Below are 15980 nucleotides of genomic sequence, written 5' to 3' on the forward strand. Positions count from 1 at the left end.
GGGAATCGCATGGCTTTGTCCCGCTTGATGCAGATGCCCCGCTTTGTGCGCTTCGGCATCGCCATCGACACCGCCCCCGAGTGGCGCTGGCTGGCGCTGCTGGCCCTGGCGCTGTGGCCCACCTGGTGGTGGATGGGTCAGCGCATGGTGGACGGCTCGGACGACCCGCTGGGGCTGCTGGCCCTGGCGGCCCTGGGCGGGCTGCTGTGGCAGCACCGCCGCCAGCTGCGCGCCGCACCGCGCCTGGGTTTCCAGGCCGCAGCGCTCACTGGCGCCGTACTCACCACGGCGCTGCACCAGCAGTTGCCGGACCTGGTGGTGGCACTCATCGGCTTGCTGTCCATTGCGGCCGGCCTCATCGCCTTCTTGCCAGCGCGCGTGGCCACAGCGCCGGTGCTGGGCTTGTCGGTGTTGTCGCTGCCGCTGCTGGCCTCGCTGCAGTTCTACGCGGGCTTTCCGCTGCGCGTGGTGACGGCGGAGATAAGCCGCTGGCTGCTGTCCATCGCCCACACGGTGGAACGCACCGGCAGCAGCCTGGTAGTGAATGGGCAACTCGTCATCGTGGACGCGCCCTGCTCGGGCGTGCAGATGGCCTGGCTGGGTTACTTCACCGCCTGTGTGGTGGCGCTGGCTACGAGCAAGACCAATAAGACCTTTCTGCTGCGCCTCCCCGTGGCGGGTGCGCTGGTGCTGCTGGGCAATGTGCTGCGCAACACGGTGCTGGTGGCCCTGCAGGCCTCGGGCACCGCCTTGCCCGGCTGGGGCCATGAGGCCGTAGGCCTGCTGGTGTTGGCCGCCGTGTGCACGGGCATTGCCTGGGCCATGGGCCGCACCGCCTCTTTGGAACGGACGTCTGTATGAGCTTTCTGGAAAACCGCTTTGTGAACCGCGTGCTACACAAGACGCTGTGGACCGCCGTACTGCCGCTGTGCGCGCTGTGGGGCATCGCCCAGGCCGTGGGCGGGCACATGGCCGTGCGCGACCCCGACACACCAAGCGTGGAACAACCCACCGAATGGCAGGGCCAGCCCCTGCGCCCGCTGGCCCTTAGCGCGGTGGAAGAGCGCTTTGCGCGCCATTTCCCCGGCACGCTGGCACGCCTGACCGATGGCCGCCAGGTGCTGGTGCTGCGCACCGTGAACCAGCCCACGCGCATGCTGCACCCCGCCACCGACTGCTACCGTGGTCTGGGCTACCGCATCCGCAACGAGCAGCTCGAAGATCAGGCCGACAAGACGCGCTGGCGCTGCTTTGTGGCGGACCGGGGCGGCCAGGCGGTGCGTGTCTGCGAACGCATTGAGGACGCGCAGGGCCAGGGCTATACCGATACCTCGGCTTGGTACTGGGCCTCGGTGGCCGGCCAATCCACGGGTCCGTGGAAGGCCGTGACGGTGGCAACGCCTCTGTAAGGCGGCAGGGTTTCAGGAAGGAAGATGCTGTGCGTACTTGGCTTGGGGCTGCGGCCCGGGTTCTGCTCATTACGGTGGTGCTGGCCATGCTGGGCCTAGGCGCCTTGCTGTTCACGGCGCGCGCACTGCTGCGCCCGGCGCCGGGGGACTGGGCCACCACACTGCGGGCCGGGCCGGTGAGCTTGGACGTGGGCGTGGCCGCGCTGGTGCAGTGGGGCAGCACGCCCTGGATTGCCCGGCAGCTGCATGGCCGCACACTGCCTACGCGCCTGGGCGAGGTGCACCTGAGCTGGGACGAGGCCAGCCAGCAACTCAGCCTGCGCTGCCAGCCCTGCACGCTGCGCAGCAGCAGCTGGGGCGGCGAGCCCATTCGCCTGCAGGAGGCGCGCATGACCGTGCGCCGCAACGCCACCGAGCTGCGCGGCACGCTGCACAGCGGGGCGGTGAACGCCAGCTGGCGCGGCAACCTGCGCCCTGCTGGTATCACGCTGCATATAGAAGTGCCCGACACGCCGGTGGCCGATGGCTATGCCTTGTTTGCCAGCGCCATCCCCGAAGTGGCCAACGCGCAGATCGAGGGCACCTTCTCCCTCAAGGCCACGCTGGACCTGCCCAGCAAGGCGCTGACGGTGCAGCCCCGCATCAGCGGCATGGCCGTGCAGGGCCTGGGCACCGAGGCCTGGGCGCAGGCGCAGAGCCAGTGCAGCCGCGGCCTGCCTGCAGCCATGACGCGGGCCAATGTGCGCGCCGACAGCCTGCTGGCCCGCGCCGTACTGGCCGCCGAAGACCAACGCTTTTATGAACACCCCGGCTATGACCTGGTGGAAATGGGCAAGGCCCTGCGCAGCAACCAGGCGGAGGACGCTACGTTGCGTGGGGCCAGCACCCTGTCGCAACAAGTGGCCAAGCTGCTGGTCACGGGCGGCGAACGCTCCCCTGTGCGCAAACTGCGCGAACTGCTCTACGCGGTGGAGATGGAGCAAACCCTGGGCAAGGCGCGCATCCTGCGCCTCTACCTGGACCACGCCCCCTGGGGCGCTACGGTCTGCGGCGCGCAGGCCGCCGCCCACACCTACTTTGGCAAACGGGCCGACCAGCTCACGGGCGCCCAGGCCGTCTGGCTGGCCGCCATGCTGCACAACCCCGCCCTGGAAGCCCAACGCTGGAAAGCCCGCGGCAGCATCAACCTGGAGCGCGCGCAGTGGGTGGCGGCGGGCCTGCGCTCCGTGCCCAAGAAAGAGAAGGCGGCGCTGGTGGAGGCACTGCCGGGACTGGTGTGGGTGCGGAATTAGGCATGTTTTAGACCTCCAGCCCCTGTGGATTTTGCGCAAGCAGCTATGAAAACAGGAGCATTCCGCACCAGGCACTAGCCCGGCGCTGCACCAAATCCAGCACCGGCGCCGCCTGCGTCTTTGCTGCAACGCACAAGTTTTGTGCATTTTGTACACAAAGTGCTTAAAACATTGTGTACAAAGCTGGCACAGCCTTTGCGTAAGGCTTGGCATGAACGCCACCACCACACTGCAGGCCGCGGCCATCGAGGTTGTAGGACTGAGCAAACGCTACGCCCAGGGCAAGCCTGCCGTGGACAACATCAATCTGCGCATTGCCAGCGGCAGCTACTGCTGCCTGCTGGGCCCTTCGGGCTGCGGCAAGAGCACCACGCTGCGCATGATTGCGGGGCACGAGTCGGCCAGCAGCGGCGACATCCTGCTGGAGAACCGCAACATCACCGACCTGCCCGCCGCCGAGCGCGGCACGGCCATGATGTTCCAGAGCTTTGCGCTGTTCCCCCACCTGAGCGCACTGGACAACGTGGCCTTCAGTCTGAAGATGAAGGGCGTGGACAAGCTGGAGCGCCACGCCAAGGCGCAGGACCTGCTGCAGCGCGTGGCCATGGGTCACCTGGCGGACCGCAAGCCGGCTGAGCTGTCGGGCGGCCAGCAACAACGTGTGGCACTGGCCCGCGCCCTGATTACCCAGCCGCGCGTGCTGCTGCTGGACGAACCGCTCTCTGCGCTGGACCCTTTCCTGCGCATCCAGATGCGCGCCGAGCTGCGCCGCTGGCAAAAGGAGCTGGGGCTGACCTTCATCCACGTGACCCACAGCCAGGAAGAAGCCATGGCCCTGGCCGACACCATGGTGGTGATGAACCACGGCGTGATCGAACAGGTGGGCAGCCCGCACGAGGTCTACAACAAGCCCGCCAGCGAGTTTGTGGCGCGCTTCATGGGCGGCCACAACGTGCTGGAAACGCCGGACGGCAAGATTGGGGTGCGCACCGACCAGATGCAGGTCTCCCCCGCCACCGGCAGCAACACCGATGCCCCGCACACCAAGCGCGCCGTGATCACCGACGTGGAGTACCAAGGCACCTATGTGCTGCTGGGCCTGCAGAACCCCGGCGTGGCCCACACCGCGCACACCACGGCCGAGATTTCGGTGATGGTGTCCGAGGCCACCTTTGCCCAGCAGCCCTACACCGTGGGCGAGACCGTGCAGCTGAGCTGGGCCCCCGGCGCCGCACACCCGCTGTCGCACTGACGTCCTTTCCTTTTCCGTTCCCCCTGTCTTCGCAAGAAGTTCTTAACCCCCTCCGCACTTCAAAGGAGTTTTCCCATGGCTGACGATCTGAAAGACACCCTCTCCACCGCCGCGCCCATGCAGCGCCGCAGCCTGCTCAAGGGCACGGCCGGTATCCTGGCTGCCGGCGTGTTCCCCGCCGTGCACTCGGCCGACCCCATCGTGCTGCGCTACCTGGGCACCGCGGTGAACCAGGACAAGGCGATTGCGGAGAAGTTTGAAAAAGACACCGGCATCAAGATCCAGTACGTGGCCGTCACCACCGATGACGTGACCAAGCGCGCCGTCACTGCGCCCAACAGCTTTGACCTGATCGACACCGAGTACTTCTCGCTCAAGAACATCGTGCCCACCGGCAACCTCAAGGGCATCGACACCAAGAAGATCAAGAACGCCGACAAGATCACCACCCTGTTCACCACCGGCATGGTGGCGGGCAAGGCCGTGGGTGACCAGGGCACCGCGCCCAAGAAGACCATCTTCCTGGAAGGCGAAAAGAGCAAGGTCTTCGCCAAGAGCCCGACCCAGTTCATGAGCCTGATCCCCACCGTGTACAACGCCGACACGCTGGGCATCCGCCCCGACCTGATTAAGCGCCCCATCTCCTCCTGGGCCGAACTGCTGAACCCCGAGTTCAAGGGCAAGGCCGCCATCCTGAACATTCCTTCCATCGGCATCATGGACGCTGCCATGGTCGTGGAAGCCATGGGCATCTACAAGTACCCCGACAAGGGCAACATGACGAAGAAGGAAATTGATCTGACGATCAAGACCCTGATTGAAGCCAAGAAGCAAGGCCAGTTCCGCAGCCTGTGGAAGGACTTCAACGAGTCCGTCAACCTGATGGCCTCGGGCGAAGTGGTGATCCAGTCCATGTGGTCACCCGCCGTGACCGCCGTGCGCACCAAGGGCATTGCCTGCAACTTCCAGCCGCTGAAGGAAGGCTATCGCGCCTGGGCCTCCGGCTTCGGCCTGCCCGCTACCCTGTCCGGCAAGAAGCTCGACGGTGCCTACGAGTTCATCAACTGGTTCCTCGACGGCTGGGCCGGCGCCTACCTGAACCGCCAGGGCTACTACAGCGCCGTGCTGGAAACCGCCAAGGCCAAGATGGAAGCCTACGAGTGGGCCTACTGGATGGAAGGCAAGCCTGCCACGCAAGACATCAAGAGCCCCAACGGCGACGTGCTGGCCAAGAAGGGCGAAGTGCGCGACGGCGGCAGCTACGAGCAGCGCATGGGCGGCATTGCCTGCTGGAACGCCGTGATGGACGAAAACGCCTACATGGTCCAGAAATGGAACGAGTTCGTCGCAGCCTAAACCTGCCTTAAGGAAGTGAAGACACCATGAGCGCACCTTCGACACCCTCACTTCCGGCGGCATCCGCCCCGGGTCGCACCCTCGCGGCCTGGTGGCAGGCCCTGCCGCTCACCACGGTGTTTGCGCTCTTCTTTTTGGTTCCATTGGCCCTGGTGCTGATGGTGAGTTTCTGGGACTACAACCAGTACGAGATGCTGCCGGGCTTCACCTTCAAGAACTACCTGGCGGTGTTCGAAGGTTGTCTGTCGCGCAACGAGTCGGGCGACCTCTGCGTCACGCTCAAGACCTACCTGTCCACTTTCAAGTTCAGCCTGCTGGTGTGGTTGCTGACGCTGGTGATCGGCTTCACGGTCTCGTACTTCCTGGCCTTCCACGTGCGCTCCAGCGGTGTGCAGGTGGTGCTGTTCGTGCTGTGCACCATCCCGTTCTGGACGTCGAACGTGATTCGCATGATTGCCTGGGTGCCGCTCTTGGGCCGCAACGGTCTGGTCAATGATGCGCTGCTGACCATGGGCATGGTGGACAAGCCGGTGGAGTGGTTGCTGTTCTCTGACTTCTCGGTGGTGCTGGCCTTTGTGCACCTGTTCACCACCTTCATGATCGTGCCCATCTTCAACAGCATGATGCGCATAGACCGCAGCCTCATCGAGGCCGCCAGCGATAGCGGCGCCAGTGCCTGGCAGACGCTGTGGAACGTGATCGTGCCGCTGTGCAAGACCGGGATCATCATCGGCTCCATCTTCGTCATCACCATCGTCATGGGCGACTTCGTGACCATCGGCGTCATGGGCGGGCAGCAGATTGCGTCGGTGGGCAAGATCATCCAGGTGCAGACCTCCTACCTGCAGTTCCCTCTGGCTGCGGCCAACGCGATGATCCTCCTGGCCATCGTCCTGATGATCATCTGGGCGCTGACCCGCATGGTCGACATTCGCAAGGAGCTCTGAGATGCAAACCAAAGACCGCTCCGCCACCTTTTGGCTGCTGGCCCTGTTCTTCGCGGCCTATGTGCTGTTCCTCTATGGCCCGATGCTGGTCATCGTGGTGCTGAGTTTCCAGGGTCCAGAGGGTGGGCTCACTTTTCCCATGCGCGGTCTCTCGCTGCACTGGTTCAGCAAGCTGGCCGAAGGGTTGGGCGTGGTGGACATCAGCGCGGCACTCAAGCGCTCCCTGGGTCTGGGCCTGACGGTGATGGTGTTCACCATCGTGTTCTCGGTGCTGGCAGGTCTGGCCTTCCGCAAGAAACTGCGCTTTGCCAACATGCTGTTCTTTACCGTGGTGGCCAGCCTCATCATGCCGTCCATCATCGTGTCGCTGGGTATTGGCCTGGAGTTCCGACTGCTGGACGGTGGCATCAAGAAAGCGCTGGAGGCCCTGGGCATGGACGGCGTGCTGGAGAACTACGGCACGGCACTGGGCATCTACACCTCGGCGCTGGGTGCGCACCTGACCTGGACGCTGCCCTTTGGGCTGCTCATCATGTTCGCCATCTTCAACCGCTTCAACCCCGCCTACGAAGAAGCCGCGCGCGACCTGGGTGCCACGCCATGGCAGGGCTTTCGCCACGTGGTGCTGCCGCTGATTGCGCCCTCGGTGGTCGGCATTGGCATGTTCGGCTTCACGCTGAGCTGGGACGAGATTGCCCGCACCTCGCAGGCGATTGGTGATGTGAACACGCTGCCACTGGAACTGCAAGGCCTGACCACCACGGTGACCACACCCTCCATCTACGCCCTGGGCACCGTGACCATGGTGGTATCGTTTCTGGTCATGGGGCTGGCCGTGGGCCTGTCCAAACTGCTGGCCAAGAAGCCAGCCAACCGGCGGACTGCATGACTGAATTTGTCGCCCTGACAGAAAACGAGATTTACGAGCGCATGGTGGCCACCATCCTGGACCACCGCCTGCCGCCCGGTACCAAGCTCATCGAAGAAAAACTGGCCAGTGCCTTCGGCGTGTCACGCACGCGCATCCGCCCGGTGCTGGTACGCCTGGCCAATGAACAGATCGTCACGCTCACGCCCAACCGCGGCGCCATGGTGGCCCAGCCGACTGAGAAGGAAGCGCGCGAAGTGTTCGAGGTGCGCCGCCTGATCGAACCCACGCTCATCGAATGCTTTATCGCCAGCGCCACGGCCAGCGACATTGCGGTGCTGACGGAGTGCATCAACGAGGAAGAGGCCGCACGCGCCAGCGGGGACATGCGTCGCGCCATCCGGCTCTCGGGCGACTTTCACCTGCACATTGCCAATGCGGCGGACCACCAGACCCTGGGCCGCATTCTGCGTGAGCTGGTCTCGCGCACCTCGCTCATCCTCATGACCTACAGCGACAACCACCTGCAGTCGCGGGTGGAGGCCACCTCCTGCGGCTGCCAGGAACACCGCGCGCTGCTGGATGCGATCCGCCTGCGCGACCCGCGCGAGGCGGCCCGCCTGATGCGCGAGCATTTGAGCCAGCTCGAAGCCCAGTTGCGCTTTACCGCCACTGAAGACAGCGCACCGGATCTCGCCTCCCTGTTTGGTGGCGCTGCCTGAAAGCGTGCTCCGTGCGCCAGTTGCTGGTCATCAACCCCAATACCTCGGCCCATGTGAGCGCGCTGCTGCAAAACCATGCGCAGGCCGCAGCCGGGCCGGGTGTGCAGGTGCGTACTGTGACGGCGGACTTTGGCGCGCCCTATATCGCCTGCGAGGCCAGCTACGCCGTGGCCGCCCATGCGCTGCTCGACCGCTGGGCCAAGGCCTTGCGCGAGGATGCGCCCGCACCCGACGCAGTGCTGATCGGCTGTTTTGGCGACCCCGGCCTGCTGGCGCTGCGCCAGGGCAGTGCGGTGCCCGTCACCGGCTTGGCCGAGGCCTCTTTTGTGGAAGGCGCGTGCCATGGGCGCTTTGCCGTCGTCACAGGCGGCGAGCGCTGGAAACCCATGCTGGAGCGCTTGGCCTATGCGTTAGGCCACAGCGACGGGCTGGCCGGCATCCACACCGTGGTACCCAGTGGCGCCGAACTGGCCAGCCAGCCCGAGGCCGCAATTGCCCTGCTGGCCCGGGCCTGCGAGGAGGCTGCGACGCGCTGGCAGGTCGACGCCGTGGTGTTGGGGGGTGCCGGTCTGGCCGGCATGGCCGCCGCCGTGCAGGGGCAGGTGTCGGTGCCCGTCATCGACAGCGTGATCGCCGGCACCCGCCATGCGCTGGCACAGCCCCCGCTGGCCGAGCCCCAGACCAATGGCTTTGACATCGCCTGGACCGGCATGGGCCAGGCCCTGAGCGCGTTACATCCGTAAGCGGAATGCTGCAGCGGTAAGGCCTTGTAACGCCGGTCATCCGGGCTGCCAAGGGGCCGTTGAAAGGCGGTAAACCGTCACATCTGGCGGTACGGGCGTAAGCCCCTTTCTGTATGCGAAACCTCACGTCTTCCTCCAAAGCCTTGCGCACCGCCTTTGCCACCCTGTGCCTCACGGGCTTTCTGGCCCTGGCGCCCACGGCCCACGCCAACGACTGGACCCCGCTACTGGGCGGCGGCGCCGGTGCGGCGGCCGGTGCGGCCATTGGCCAAAGCATGGGAGGCAAGCAAGGCTCGGTGGTGGGCGGTGCCCTGGGTGGTGCAGCCGGTGCGGCGGTCACCACACGCGGCTCGGGCCAAACCGGCGCCGTGATTGGCAGCGCCGTGGGCGGTGCCGCGGGTGCGGCAGTGGGCCACTCGGTGGGTGGCAGCAGCGGTGCTGTGCTGGGAGCAGGTGTGGGCGGTGCCGCAGGCGCCGGTGTGGGTCGCAGCGTGACCCAGCATGCGCACCAGCCCCAGCGTGCCTACGGTCCCGGCCCGCACTATGAGCATGCGTCCTACTACCGCGACGACTTCCGCCCCGGCAAGCGCAAGGGGCACCACAAGCACCATCGCCATGGCTGGGGCCATGACCACCACGACGATTGAGTCGGGCCGCGCCCTCAGGCCCGCAAGGTCTGGGCGAAAAACGCCAACGTGCGGTCCCAGGCCAACTTGGCTGCGGCCGCATCAAACCGCGGCGTCGTGTCGTTGTTAAAGCCGTGCTGGGTGCCAGGGTACTGGTAGGCCGTGTAGGCCACGCCAGCGGCCTTGAGCGCGGCCTCGTAGGCGGGCCAGGCGGCGTTGATGCGCTCGTCCACTGCGGCAAAGTGCAGCAGCAGCGGCGCCTTGACCTTGGCCGCCTCTTCGGGCGCGGGCTGGTTGCCATAGAAGGGCACACCGGCCGCCAGCGTGGGCAGGCGCAATGACAGCGTATGCACCATGCCGCCGCCGTAGCAAAAGCCCACGGTGCCCAACTTGCCGGTACCTTGGGGCTGCAGCCAGTTGGCCGACGCCACAAAGTCTTCCCGTGTCTTGGTTTGGTCAAGCTTGGCAAAGGCTTCGCGCGCCTTGTCTTCGTCGCCCGGGTAGCCGCCCAATGGCGTGAGTGCATCCGGAGCGAGAACCAGATAGCCTTCGAGCGCGAGGCGGCGCGCAATGTCTTCGATGTGCGGGTTCAGGCCGCGGTTTTCGTGCACCACCAGGATGGTGGGCAGCTTGCCTTGCGCCTTGGCCGGCTGGGCCAGATAGCCCTTGATGCTGCCGTAACCGGCGGGGGAGGGAATGTCGACCACGCGCGTGTTCAGGCGCGCGTCGTCCTTGGCAATCACCTGCCCCAGCGCAAAGTTGGGGCTGAGCGCGGCCAGCAGGCCGACGGCGGTGGCGCCACCCACGGCAAACTTTTGCGCCTTCTCCAGAAAGCCGCGCCGGTCTACCAGACCGTGCACATAGGCATCAAACAGAATCAGCAGTTCTTGGTCGAAGTCTTGCGCGGTCTTGCGTTGCATGGCGAACCCTCCAAAAGAGGGCAGCTTAGCGGCTCTAGGCCGGGTTTGTATTAACGGGGTTTGGCGCAGGGTTTTCGCCCAGCGCCACCTCGCCGCCCAGGGCTTCCAGCAGGTCGGGAATCAGCTGCACCAGCTCACCGGTGCTGATCGCCACGTCGGCGTCAAAGTTATCGTCCTTGCCATCGCCCGCCGCCTTGCCGGCTTCCTCGAACACGGTGTCCAGAAAGCCAATTTTCTTGAGCTGCAGGGCCTCGGTCAGCACAAAGGACACGCGCTCGTTCCAGGTCATGGCCAAGCGGGTGGGCATCTTGCCCAGGGCAATGTGCTGGGCCACCTCGTCGGTGTCCAGCGCGTGGCGCGTGTAGCGCACCACGGCCTTGGACTCGTCGGCCGCCTTGAGCTCACACTCCCGGTCCACGCTGAAGCCCCGGGGCGCTTCCTGCGTGCCCAGCCAGTGCGCCATGGCCATGGCGGGCGAAAGCTGAGTGTTGATGAGTTGCACGGCCAGGCCGTCCACCGCCTTGATGAGGGCGGTCATGACCTCGTCGGCCTTGGACTGGCTGCCGGAATCCAGCACCAGACGGCCCGCCTTGGGGTCAATCCACACCAACACGCTGGATTGCTTGGTAAACGCCATGGGCAGCAGGGCCAGTTTGGCGTCATCGCGGATCTCGCGAGCCTCTTTCTTACCGGGCTTGCGGCCAGTGGTGGCCTCGATGTGCGCGAGTTGCTCCTGCACCTTGCGCTTGACCACCGAACCCGGCACGGTCTTGACCTCGATCATGAGCTTGAGCAACCACTGGCCACCCACGATCTCCACCAGCGGGCCATGGGCCTGGCCGCGGGGCTCGACCCAACCGGCCGATTTCTCCTGGCTGGCGCCACATTCCACAAAACGCGCGCCGTCCAGCGCTTCTTCCAACTGCGCCTGTGTCACGGTCCAGCCCGACACCAAGCGATACACCATCATGTTCTTGAACACATTCAGCCTTTGATTTACTAACTTTTTCCGAACCGGGCATTGTGCGGCAACTTTACACAGCCTTATCAAGGCGCAATCGCTGCGCTTACACACGGGGCGGACACTGGACTTCAACCTGATGGCGATGTCCGCTACAGGTTTCAGACCAAAGGAGCAACCTCATGAAGAATTCGACCAAGGCCATCGTTCTTGCCGCCGTGCTGGCCGCTGCCGGCGCATCCACCTTTGCCGCACAAGATGGCGCGGAGCGCCCCGAAGGCGGCCCGCGCGCCGAACACCGCCGCATGGACCCCGCCAAGATGGAGGAAATGCACGCCAAACGCAGCGCCGAGCTCAAGGAAAAACTCAAGATCACCCCGGCCCAGGAAGGCGCCTGGAACACCTTTACCGCCGCCATGAAGCCCCCGGCCCGTGACACGGCCAAGCGCCCCGACCGTGCCGAACTGGAGAAGCTGCCCACGCCCGAGCGGCTGGACAAGATGCGTGCCCTGCGCACCCAGCACATGAACGAGATGAGTGCCGCCATGGACAAGCGCGACCAGGCCACCAAGACGCTATACGCAGCGCTGACGCCCGAGCAGCAAAAGCTGTTTGACGCCCAGCGCGGCCCGCGTCATGGCGGTGAGCGCGGCGAACGCAAGTAAGTTCACCTCGCGGCCTTGATGCACATCAAGGCCCGGGCAGCGCAGCCTCCCTACACTGGCTGCGCATGCCCCAACACGGTTTTTCACCCCCCACCATTCGCACCATTTCGCCCATGCGGCCCGTGGTCTGGCTGGCCATGGCCTGGTACGACATGTTGCGTGCGGGTTGGGCCAGTTGGGCCCACGGGCTTGCGCTGGCGGCGGGTGGAGCACTCATCGTGGGATTGGCCCACCACCGTTTCTGGCTGCTGGCCGGCGCACTCTCAGGCTTCCTGGTCATTGCGCCGGTGTTGGCCACCAGCCTGTATGCGCTGAGCCGCGCTCTGGAACGCCAGGAGAAGGCCGGCTGGGGCGTGGTTGCCAAAACCTGGCTGAACTGGCAAGACAGCCGCTTCAGCAAATGGGGCAATGATTACTGGTGCATGGTGCAGTTTGGCGCGCTGCTTGCTCTGGCAGCCACGGGCTGGGTACTGACCTCGGCCGCGCTGATCACCTTGCTCGCTCCCGTGCCGATTCACACGCCGCTGGAATTTGTACACCACGTGGTACTGGCGCCAGATGGCTGGCTGTTCGAGCTCTGGCTGGCCATGGGCGGGGTGCTGGCGGCGCCCCTGTTTGCTTCCAGCGTGGTGTCCATGCCGCTGCTGCTGGACCGGCGCATTTCACTCTGGCAAGCCGTCTTCACGAGTTGGCGCACAGTGCTGGCAAACCCGGTGCCCATGGCCATCTGGGCCGCACTCATCATGGGCTTCACGCTCCTGGGCCTGGGCTCGCTGTTTCTGGGTCTGATTCCCGTGATTCCCATGCTAGGCCATGCGAGCTGGCATGCCTACCGCGATCTGGTCGATGTATCCAGCTTGCCGGCGCGTGAGGGCTAGCGATGTTCGGGTTTTCGGAAGAGCAGATTGCCGGCTTCGGCCTGAGCTTTGGCGTGGGCGGCTTCATGCTCTACATGCTGTTCATCATTGGCCAGCTGGCCTGGGAATCCAAAGCTGGCAAGTTCGGCACCTTTGTGCTGTTTCTGGGCCTGGCCTTTGGCATGCTGGGCTTTGTCGCCAAGCTGCTGATCCAGTGGGTACTCAGCCCCTGAAGTGTCTCAACCCAGGGGGCGAATGCCGATCAGCACGCCGTGTAGGTAAAAGGCAAACACCGCCCACAACGCAAGCCCCAGCACCACCGTAAGCAGGGTGGCGGGCAGGGTTCCCGCTGCATAAACCACACCCGCAGCCCGGTCACGCTGCCGGGCCGCACGGAAACACAGCACCGCCCAGAGCAGAAAACTGCCGAACAACACCAGATGTGCCAGCGTGCCGGTGGCCAGGAGGTGGGCCAGGGCCCACACTTTCACACCCAGCACCATGGGGTGGTGCAGACGCGCCTTGATGGCATTGCCGGGCACATACACGGCAGCCAGCAACACAAACGCCACCAAGGTCAGCAATGCGGCCAGGTGGCGGGTACCCATGGGCGGATTCCAGAGCAGGGTGGGGGTTTCGCGCACTACCCCAAAACCCCAGACGATGAGCCCAAAGCCAAGCAGAGAAAGCAGGGTGTAAACCCCCTTGTAGGCCGGCTCGCCCCAGCGGGCCCGCAAGTTTGTGCGGGTATCTTCCGAGACGATACGCAGGGAATGCACCCCGAGAAATATCAGCAGTCCGGCCAGCAGGTAGGGCATTGCGTTCTCCCGCAGAGATATCAGGTTCCCAGCACGCGGTTTTTGCCGGCGCGCTTGGCCAGGTACATGGCCTGGTCGGCACGGCGTATGGCATCGCTTGCGCTTTCTTCCACTGCCAGCTGGGCCACACCGGCACTGAAGGTAATGAGCACCTTCTCAGTGCCCGAAAGAAAGAACTTGGTGGTGAGTTCGCGCTGCAGCCGGGTCATGGCCTCGATGCCGCGATCCAGTGGGGTATCGGGCATGAGGATGACGAATTCTTCGCCGCCATAACGGGCCAGCGTGTCCTGCGGGCGCATGCATTCGCGCGCCACCTTGGCGAGATGGGTCAGCGCCAGGTCGCCCGTGGCGTGGCCCATGGTGTCATTGAGTTTCTTGAAGTTGTCGATGTCGAGCATCGCCACGCTCAGTGGCGTGTCCTTGCGGCGCACGCTGGCGACTTCACGGTTGACGGCTTCGTCCAAACCCTTGCGGTTGAGCGCGCCGGTGAGCGGGTCGTGGCGCGCCTGGGCACTCACGCGGTCCAGCTCCTGGTGCAGGCGCAGCAGCTGCGCTTCGGTGGCACTGGCGCGTTCACGCATGGTTTGCAGTTCTTCGCGTGTGCTCTGGCTTTCCTGCGCCATGCCGCGCGTGGTACCCACGACCTCCTTGAGCACGGGGGCGATTTCGGCAATGGTCTTGGCCTGCTCGATGAGGCGGGCGCTTTCTTCCAGCTTCTCCTGGAATACACCGGTGGATTGCGTCATTTGCGAGAGACGTTCCACAAAAGTGGCCAGCATCTTGCGCATGTCTTCCTGCGCTTCCAGGGTGCGCTGCTTGGCGTCTTTCTGCTTGAAGATGACGTCCCGGAGCCGGCGCTCCACATCGTCGAGGCGGCGCAAGGTGAGCGGAGGTGTAGAGGCTTCCATGAGCGCGTCCATCTGGCCCTTGAGCCACTGTTCGTCCAGGCTCAGCTCCGCGATATTTTCAAACACCAAGTGCAAGAGCTTGAGCAGGGTGGCACGCACCTCAGCCTGGTCTTCTGCCGCAAATGAGAGACGGTGGCTGTAATTGACCAGCATCAATTTGGCTGTGGCCACATCGGTGTCCGGCTGGCGCAAGACCTTGATCAGGGCTTCGGTCTGCTCGTTGAAGCGCACATCGTCCACACCCAGGGCGGGTTGCGCGTATTCAATAAGGCGCCCGATCTGCGCCAGGAATTCGCTGGTGAGTGCGGCAGGCACTGGCAGGTTCGGTTTGCTGTCCGCCGACAAGATACCCATGCCACTGTTGGACCCGGGTTCTGCCCCATTGGCAGGAACAAAGCCGCCATAAGCCACAAGCGCTGACTTGACGCCATCCCAGCTCAGGCGGTCAATCGAGTAGTCCAGCAAACCCTTCTGCTTCTGCTGCCCCGGTGTCTTGACCGGCAGGGATTGGGAAATGTCGCGCAGGATGTCGGCCGGGAAATGGGGAACGTGCGGAATGCCGGCGATCTCGTTGTAGATGGACAGGTAGTTGGCCGGTGTGGGCACCAGCTTGCGCGCTGTCAGCTGCTTGAGGGTTTCACGGGCAATTTCGAACGGTTTTTTCTCAGCCATGGCAGCACACAGTCTTATATGTTCAGAAAGGCTTGGAGTACCTCGACCGTGCGCTGCGGGTCTTCTTCCTGGGGCACATGGCCCAGGTCATCGAACAGCTGCACACGGGCATGGGGAAGGTCACGGGCAAACTTCTGTGCATTGTCAGGTGGAATCAGCCGGTCACGCCCTCCCCAGAGCACCAAGCTTGGCATTGTGAGGGTTTTGAGTACCTCTGTGTCGCCGCTCAAGCTCTGTTCAAACCGGCGCGCCAGTGCCGCCCGGTTGCCCGCACGCAAAGTGAGCTCGTAATAGCGGTCCACCAGCTCGGGTGTGACCTTGGAAGGGTCCCCATACACATTGCGCACACTGCTCTGGATCACGCCACGGGGCAGCACGTATTCCATGAGATTGCGCAAAACCGGCAGACGTGCAACTTGAAAGCCCAGAGGTACAGACTTCGATTCGATGGGATAACCCGCTGAATCCACCAGCACCAGCCGGCTCACCCGCTGGGGCTGGGCCACAGCTGTTGCCCAAGCGATGTGCCCGCCCAACGAGTTGCCACCGAGCACAAAGGTTTTCACCTTCAGGGCGTCCATCACCTGGGTCACAAAGCGCACATAGGCCTCGATCGAATAGTCATTCTCCGGGCTCGGGCCTGTGAGCCCGTAGCCCGGCAGATCAAAGCGGATCACGCGACGCTTCTGCTTGAGGCGGTCTGCCCAGCCATCCCAGGTGTGCAGGCTTGCCGAAGTCCCGTGCAGGAGCACGATGGGCTGCGGATCATCACGCGGCCCTTCATCGCGCAGGTGAACGCGCATGCCGGCCACATCCAGCCAGGTGGACGGCGGCGAAGCCCAGCGTGGTGCCAGTTGTTCCACCGAACGGTCCGGTGCCCAGGTGGCCACCACACCGGCAAGAAAAAACACAATGAGGCTCACCAGCAGGACCAGAAGGAAACGCAAGAGGTATTTCATGGGCT

General features: G+C 64.5%; 18 protein-coding genes. 13 read left to right on the forward strand and 5 right to left on the reverse strand.

The features are described 5' to 3' along the window. The first annotated feature begins 9 nt into the window (after nt 1–9). From xrtQ to AC1RNN_RS10445, 10 genes are all read left to right on the forward strand, one after another. Nucleotides 10–861, forward strand: a complete 852-nt coding sequence (gene xrtQ, locus AC1RNN_RS10400; protein ID WP_493088772.1) for an exosortase Q — start codon at nt 10–12, stop codon at nt 859–861. After that, the gene (locus tag AC1RNN_RS10405) at nt 858–1409 is read left to right on the forward strand and encodes a hypothetical protein (RefSeq protein ID WP_493088773.1); all 552 of its coding nucleotides are present in this window, start codon (nt 858–860) and stop codon (nt 1407–1409) included. The genes xrtQ and AC1RNN_RS10405 overlap by 4 nt, the downstream gene beginning before the upstream one ends. 29 nt (nt 1410–1438) lie before the next feature. Next, nucleotides 1439–2701: a biosynthetic peptidoglycan transglycosylase gene (locus tag AC1RNN_RS10410; protein ID WP_493088775.1), complete on the forward strand. Its 1263-nt coding sequence runs from the start codon at nt 1439–1441 to the stop codon at nt 2699–2701. Nucleotides 2702–2912: 211 nt separating this feature from the next. Next, nucleotides 2913–3953 carry an ABC transporter ATP-binding protein gene (locus tag AC1RNN_RS10415; protein WP_493088777.1) on the forward strand — a complete coding sequence of 347 codons (1041 nt, stop codon included), beginning with the start codon at nt 2913–2915 and terminating at the stop codon, nt 3951–3953. A gap of 75 nt (nt 3954–4028) precedes the next feature. Then, a complete protein-coding gene (locus AC1RNN_RS10420) occupies nt 4029–5309 on the forward strand; it encodes an ABC transporter substrate-binding protein (RefSeq protein WP_493088778.1) in 1281 nt (426 codons plus the stop codon). A 26-nt stretch (nt 5310–5335) separates the two neighbouring features. Next, nucleotides 5336–6256: an ABC transporter permease gene (locus tag AC1RNN_RS10425; RefSeq protein ID WP_493088780.1), complete on the forward strand. Its 921-nt coding sequence runs from the start codon at nt 5336–5338 to the stop codon at nt 6254–6256. A 1-nt stretch (nt 6257) separates the two neighbouring features. Further along, on the forward strand, nt 6258–7145 hold the full coding sequence (locus AC1RNN_RS10430) for an ABC transporter permease (RefSeq protein WP_493088782.1): 888 nt from the start codon (nt 6258–6260) through the stop codon (nt 7143–7145). Next, on the forward strand, nt 7142–7846 hold the full coding sequence (locus tag AC1RNN_RS10435; RefSeq protein WP_493088784.1) for a GntR family transcriptional regulator: 705 nt from the start codon (nt 7142–7144) through the stop codon (nt 7844–7846). The genes AC1RNN_RS10430 and AC1RNN_RS10435 overlap by 4 nt, the downstream gene beginning before the upstream one ends. Before the next feature lie 11 nt (nt 7847–7857). Continuing rightward, entirely contained in the window at nt 7858–8589 is a 732-nt protein-coding gene (locus AC1RNN_RS10440; RefSeq protein ID WP_493088786.1) for an aspartate/glutamate racemase family protein, read from the forward strand. Between the two features lie 113 nt (nt 8590–8702). Further along, nucleotides 8703–9236: a glycine zipper domain-containing protein gene (locus AC1RNN_RS10445; RefSeq protein ID WP_493088788.1), complete on the forward strand. Its 534-nt coding sequence runs from the start codon at nt 8703–8705 to the stop codon at nt 9234–9236. A gap of 14 nt (nt 9237–9250) precedes the next feature. On the opposite strand, the gene AC1RNN_RS10450 is transcribed toward AC1RNN_RS10445, so the two are convergent. Next, nucleotides 9251–10135 (reverse strand): dienelactone hydrolase family protein, encoded by an 885-nt coding sequence (locus AC1RNN_RS10450; RefSeq protein WP_493088789.1) that lies wholly within the window; start codon nt 10133–10135, stop codon nt 9251–9253. Nucleotides 10136–10169: 34 nt separating this feature from the next. Continuing rightward, nucleotides 10170–11117 (reverse strand): recombination-associated protein RdgC, encoded by a 948-nt coding sequence (locus AC1RNN_RS10455; protein WP_493088790.1) that lies wholly within the window; start codon nt 11115–11117, stop codon nt 10170–10172. A 161-nt stretch (nt 11118–11278) separates the two neighbouring features. Here AC1RNN_RS10455 and AC1RNN_RS10460 point away from each other — a divergent pair, with 161 nt between their 5' ends. The 3 genes from AC1RNN_RS10460 (at nt 11279) to AC1RNN_RS10470 (ending at nt 12851) form a co-directional block, all read left to right on the forward strand. Continuing rightward, complete coding sequence (locus tag AC1RNN_RS10460) at nt 11279–11761, forward strand: Spy/CpxP family protein refolding chaperone (RefSeq protein WP_493088791.1); 483 nt, start codon at nt 11279–11281, stop codon at nt 11759–11761. A gap of 65 nt (nt 11762–11826) precedes the next feature. Further along, nucleotides 11827–12639 (forward strand): DUF2189 domain-containing protein, encoded by an 813-nt coding sequence (locus AC1RNN_RS10465; protein WP_493088793.1) that lies wholly within the window; start codon nt 11827–11829, stop codon nt 12637–12639. A gap of 2 nt (nt 12640–12641) precedes the next feature. Then, nucleotides 12642–12851, forward strand: a complete 210-nt coding sequence (locus AC1RNN_RS10470) for a DUF2788 domain-containing protein (protein WP_493088795.1) — start codon at nt 12642–12644, stop codon at nt 12849–12851. 6 nt (nt 12852–12857) lie between these two features. Here AC1RNN_RS10470 and AC1RNN_RS10475 read toward each other — a convergent pair whose 3' ends face one another. The 3 genes from AC1RNN_RS10475 to AC1RNN_RS10485 are packed head-to-tail and all read right to left on the reverse strand — an operon-like array spanning nt 12858 to nt 15975. Next, the gene (locus tag AC1RNN_RS10475; protein WP_493088796.1) at nt 12858–13436 is read right to left on the reverse strand and encodes an NnrU family protein; all 579 of its coding nucleotides are present in this window, start codon (nt 13434–13436) and stop codon (nt 12858–12860) included. 20 nt (nt 13437–13456) lie between these two features. Next, nucleotides 13457–15016 (reverse strand): GGDEF domain-containing protein, encoded by a 1560-nt coding sequence (locus AC1RNN_RS10480; RefSeq protein ID WP_493088798.1) that lies wholly within the window; start codon nt 15014–15016, stop codon nt 13457–13459. 14 nt (nt 15017–15030) lie between these two features. Continuing rightward, nucleotides 15031–15975 (reverse strand): alpha/beta fold hydrolase, encoded by a 945-nt coding sequence (locus AC1RNN_RS10485; protein WP_493088800.1) that lies wholly within the window; start codon nt 15973–15975, stop codon nt 15031–15033. Nucleotides 15976–15980 lie beyond the last annotated feature (5 nt).

The organism is Rhodoferax sp. GW822-FHT02D07 (assembly GCF_058802405.1).

Excerpts from the sequence above, each read along its gene's own strand:
- AC1RNN_RS10445 (WP_493088788.1), top strand. The coding sequence starts at position 8,703 with ATGCGAAACCTCACGTCTTCCTCCAAAGCCTTGCGCACCGCCTTTGCC.
- AC1RNN_RS10470 (WP_493088795.1), top strand. The coding sequence starts at position 12,642 with ATGTTCGGGTTTTCGGAAGAGCAGATTGCCGGCTTCGGCCTGAGCTTT.
- AC1RNN_RS10435 (WP_493088784.1), top strand. The coding sequence starts at position 7,142 with ATGACTGAATTTGTCGCCCTGACAGAAAACGAGATTTACGAGCGCATG.
- AC1RNN_RS10430 (WP_493088782.1), top strand. The coding sequence starts at position 6,258 with ATGCAAACCAAAGACCGCTCCGCCACCTTTTGGCTGCTGGCCCTGTTC.
- AC1RNN_RS10480 (WP_493088798.1), bottom strand. The coding sequence starts at position 15,016 with ATGGCTGAGAAAAAACCGTTCGAAATTGCCCGTGAAACCCTCAAGCAG.
- AC1RNN_RS10475 (WP_493088796.1), bottom strand. The coding sequence starts at position 13,436 with ATGCCCTACCTGCTGGCCGGACTGCTGATATTTCTCGGGGTGCATTCC.
- AC1RNN_RS10405 (WP_493088773.1), top strand. The coding sequence starts at position 858 with ATGAGCTTTCTGGAAAACCGCTTTGTGAACCGCGTGCTACACAAGACG.
- AC1RNN_RS10420 (WP_493088778.1), top strand. The coding sequence starts at position 4,029 with ATGGCTGACGATCTGAAAGACACCCTCTCCACCGCCGCGCCCATGCAG.
- AC1RNN_RS10425 (WP_493088780.1), top strand. The coding sequence starts at position 5,336 with ATGAGCGCACCTTCGACACCCTCACTTCCGGCGGCATCCGCCCCGGGT.
- AC1RNN_RS10485 (WP_493088800.1), bottom strand. The coding sequence starts at position 15,975 with ATGAAATACCTCTTGCGTTTCCTTCTGGTCCTGCTGGTGAGCCTCATT.
- AC1RNN_RS10460 (WP_493088791.1), top strand. The coding sequence starts at position 11,279 with ATGAAGAATTCGACCAAGGCCATCGTTCTTGCCGCCGTGCTGGCCGCT.
- AC1RNN_RS10465 (WP_493088793.1), top strand. The coding sequence starts at position 11,827 with ATGCCCCAACACGGTTTTTCACCCCCCACCATTCGCACCATTTCGCCC.
- AC1RNN_RS10415 (WP_493088777.1), top strand. The coding sequence starts at position 2,913 with ATGAACGCCACCACCACACTGCAGGCCGCGGCCATCGAGGTTGTAGGA.
- xrtQ (WP_493088772.1), top strand. The coding sequence starts at position 10 with ATGGCTTTGTCCCGCTTGATGCAGATGCCCCGCTTTGTGCGCTTCGGC.
- AC1RNN_RS10450 (WP_493088789.1), bottom strand. The coding sequence starts at position 10,135 with ATGCAACGCAAGACCGCGCAAGACTTCGACCAAGAACTGCTGATTCTG.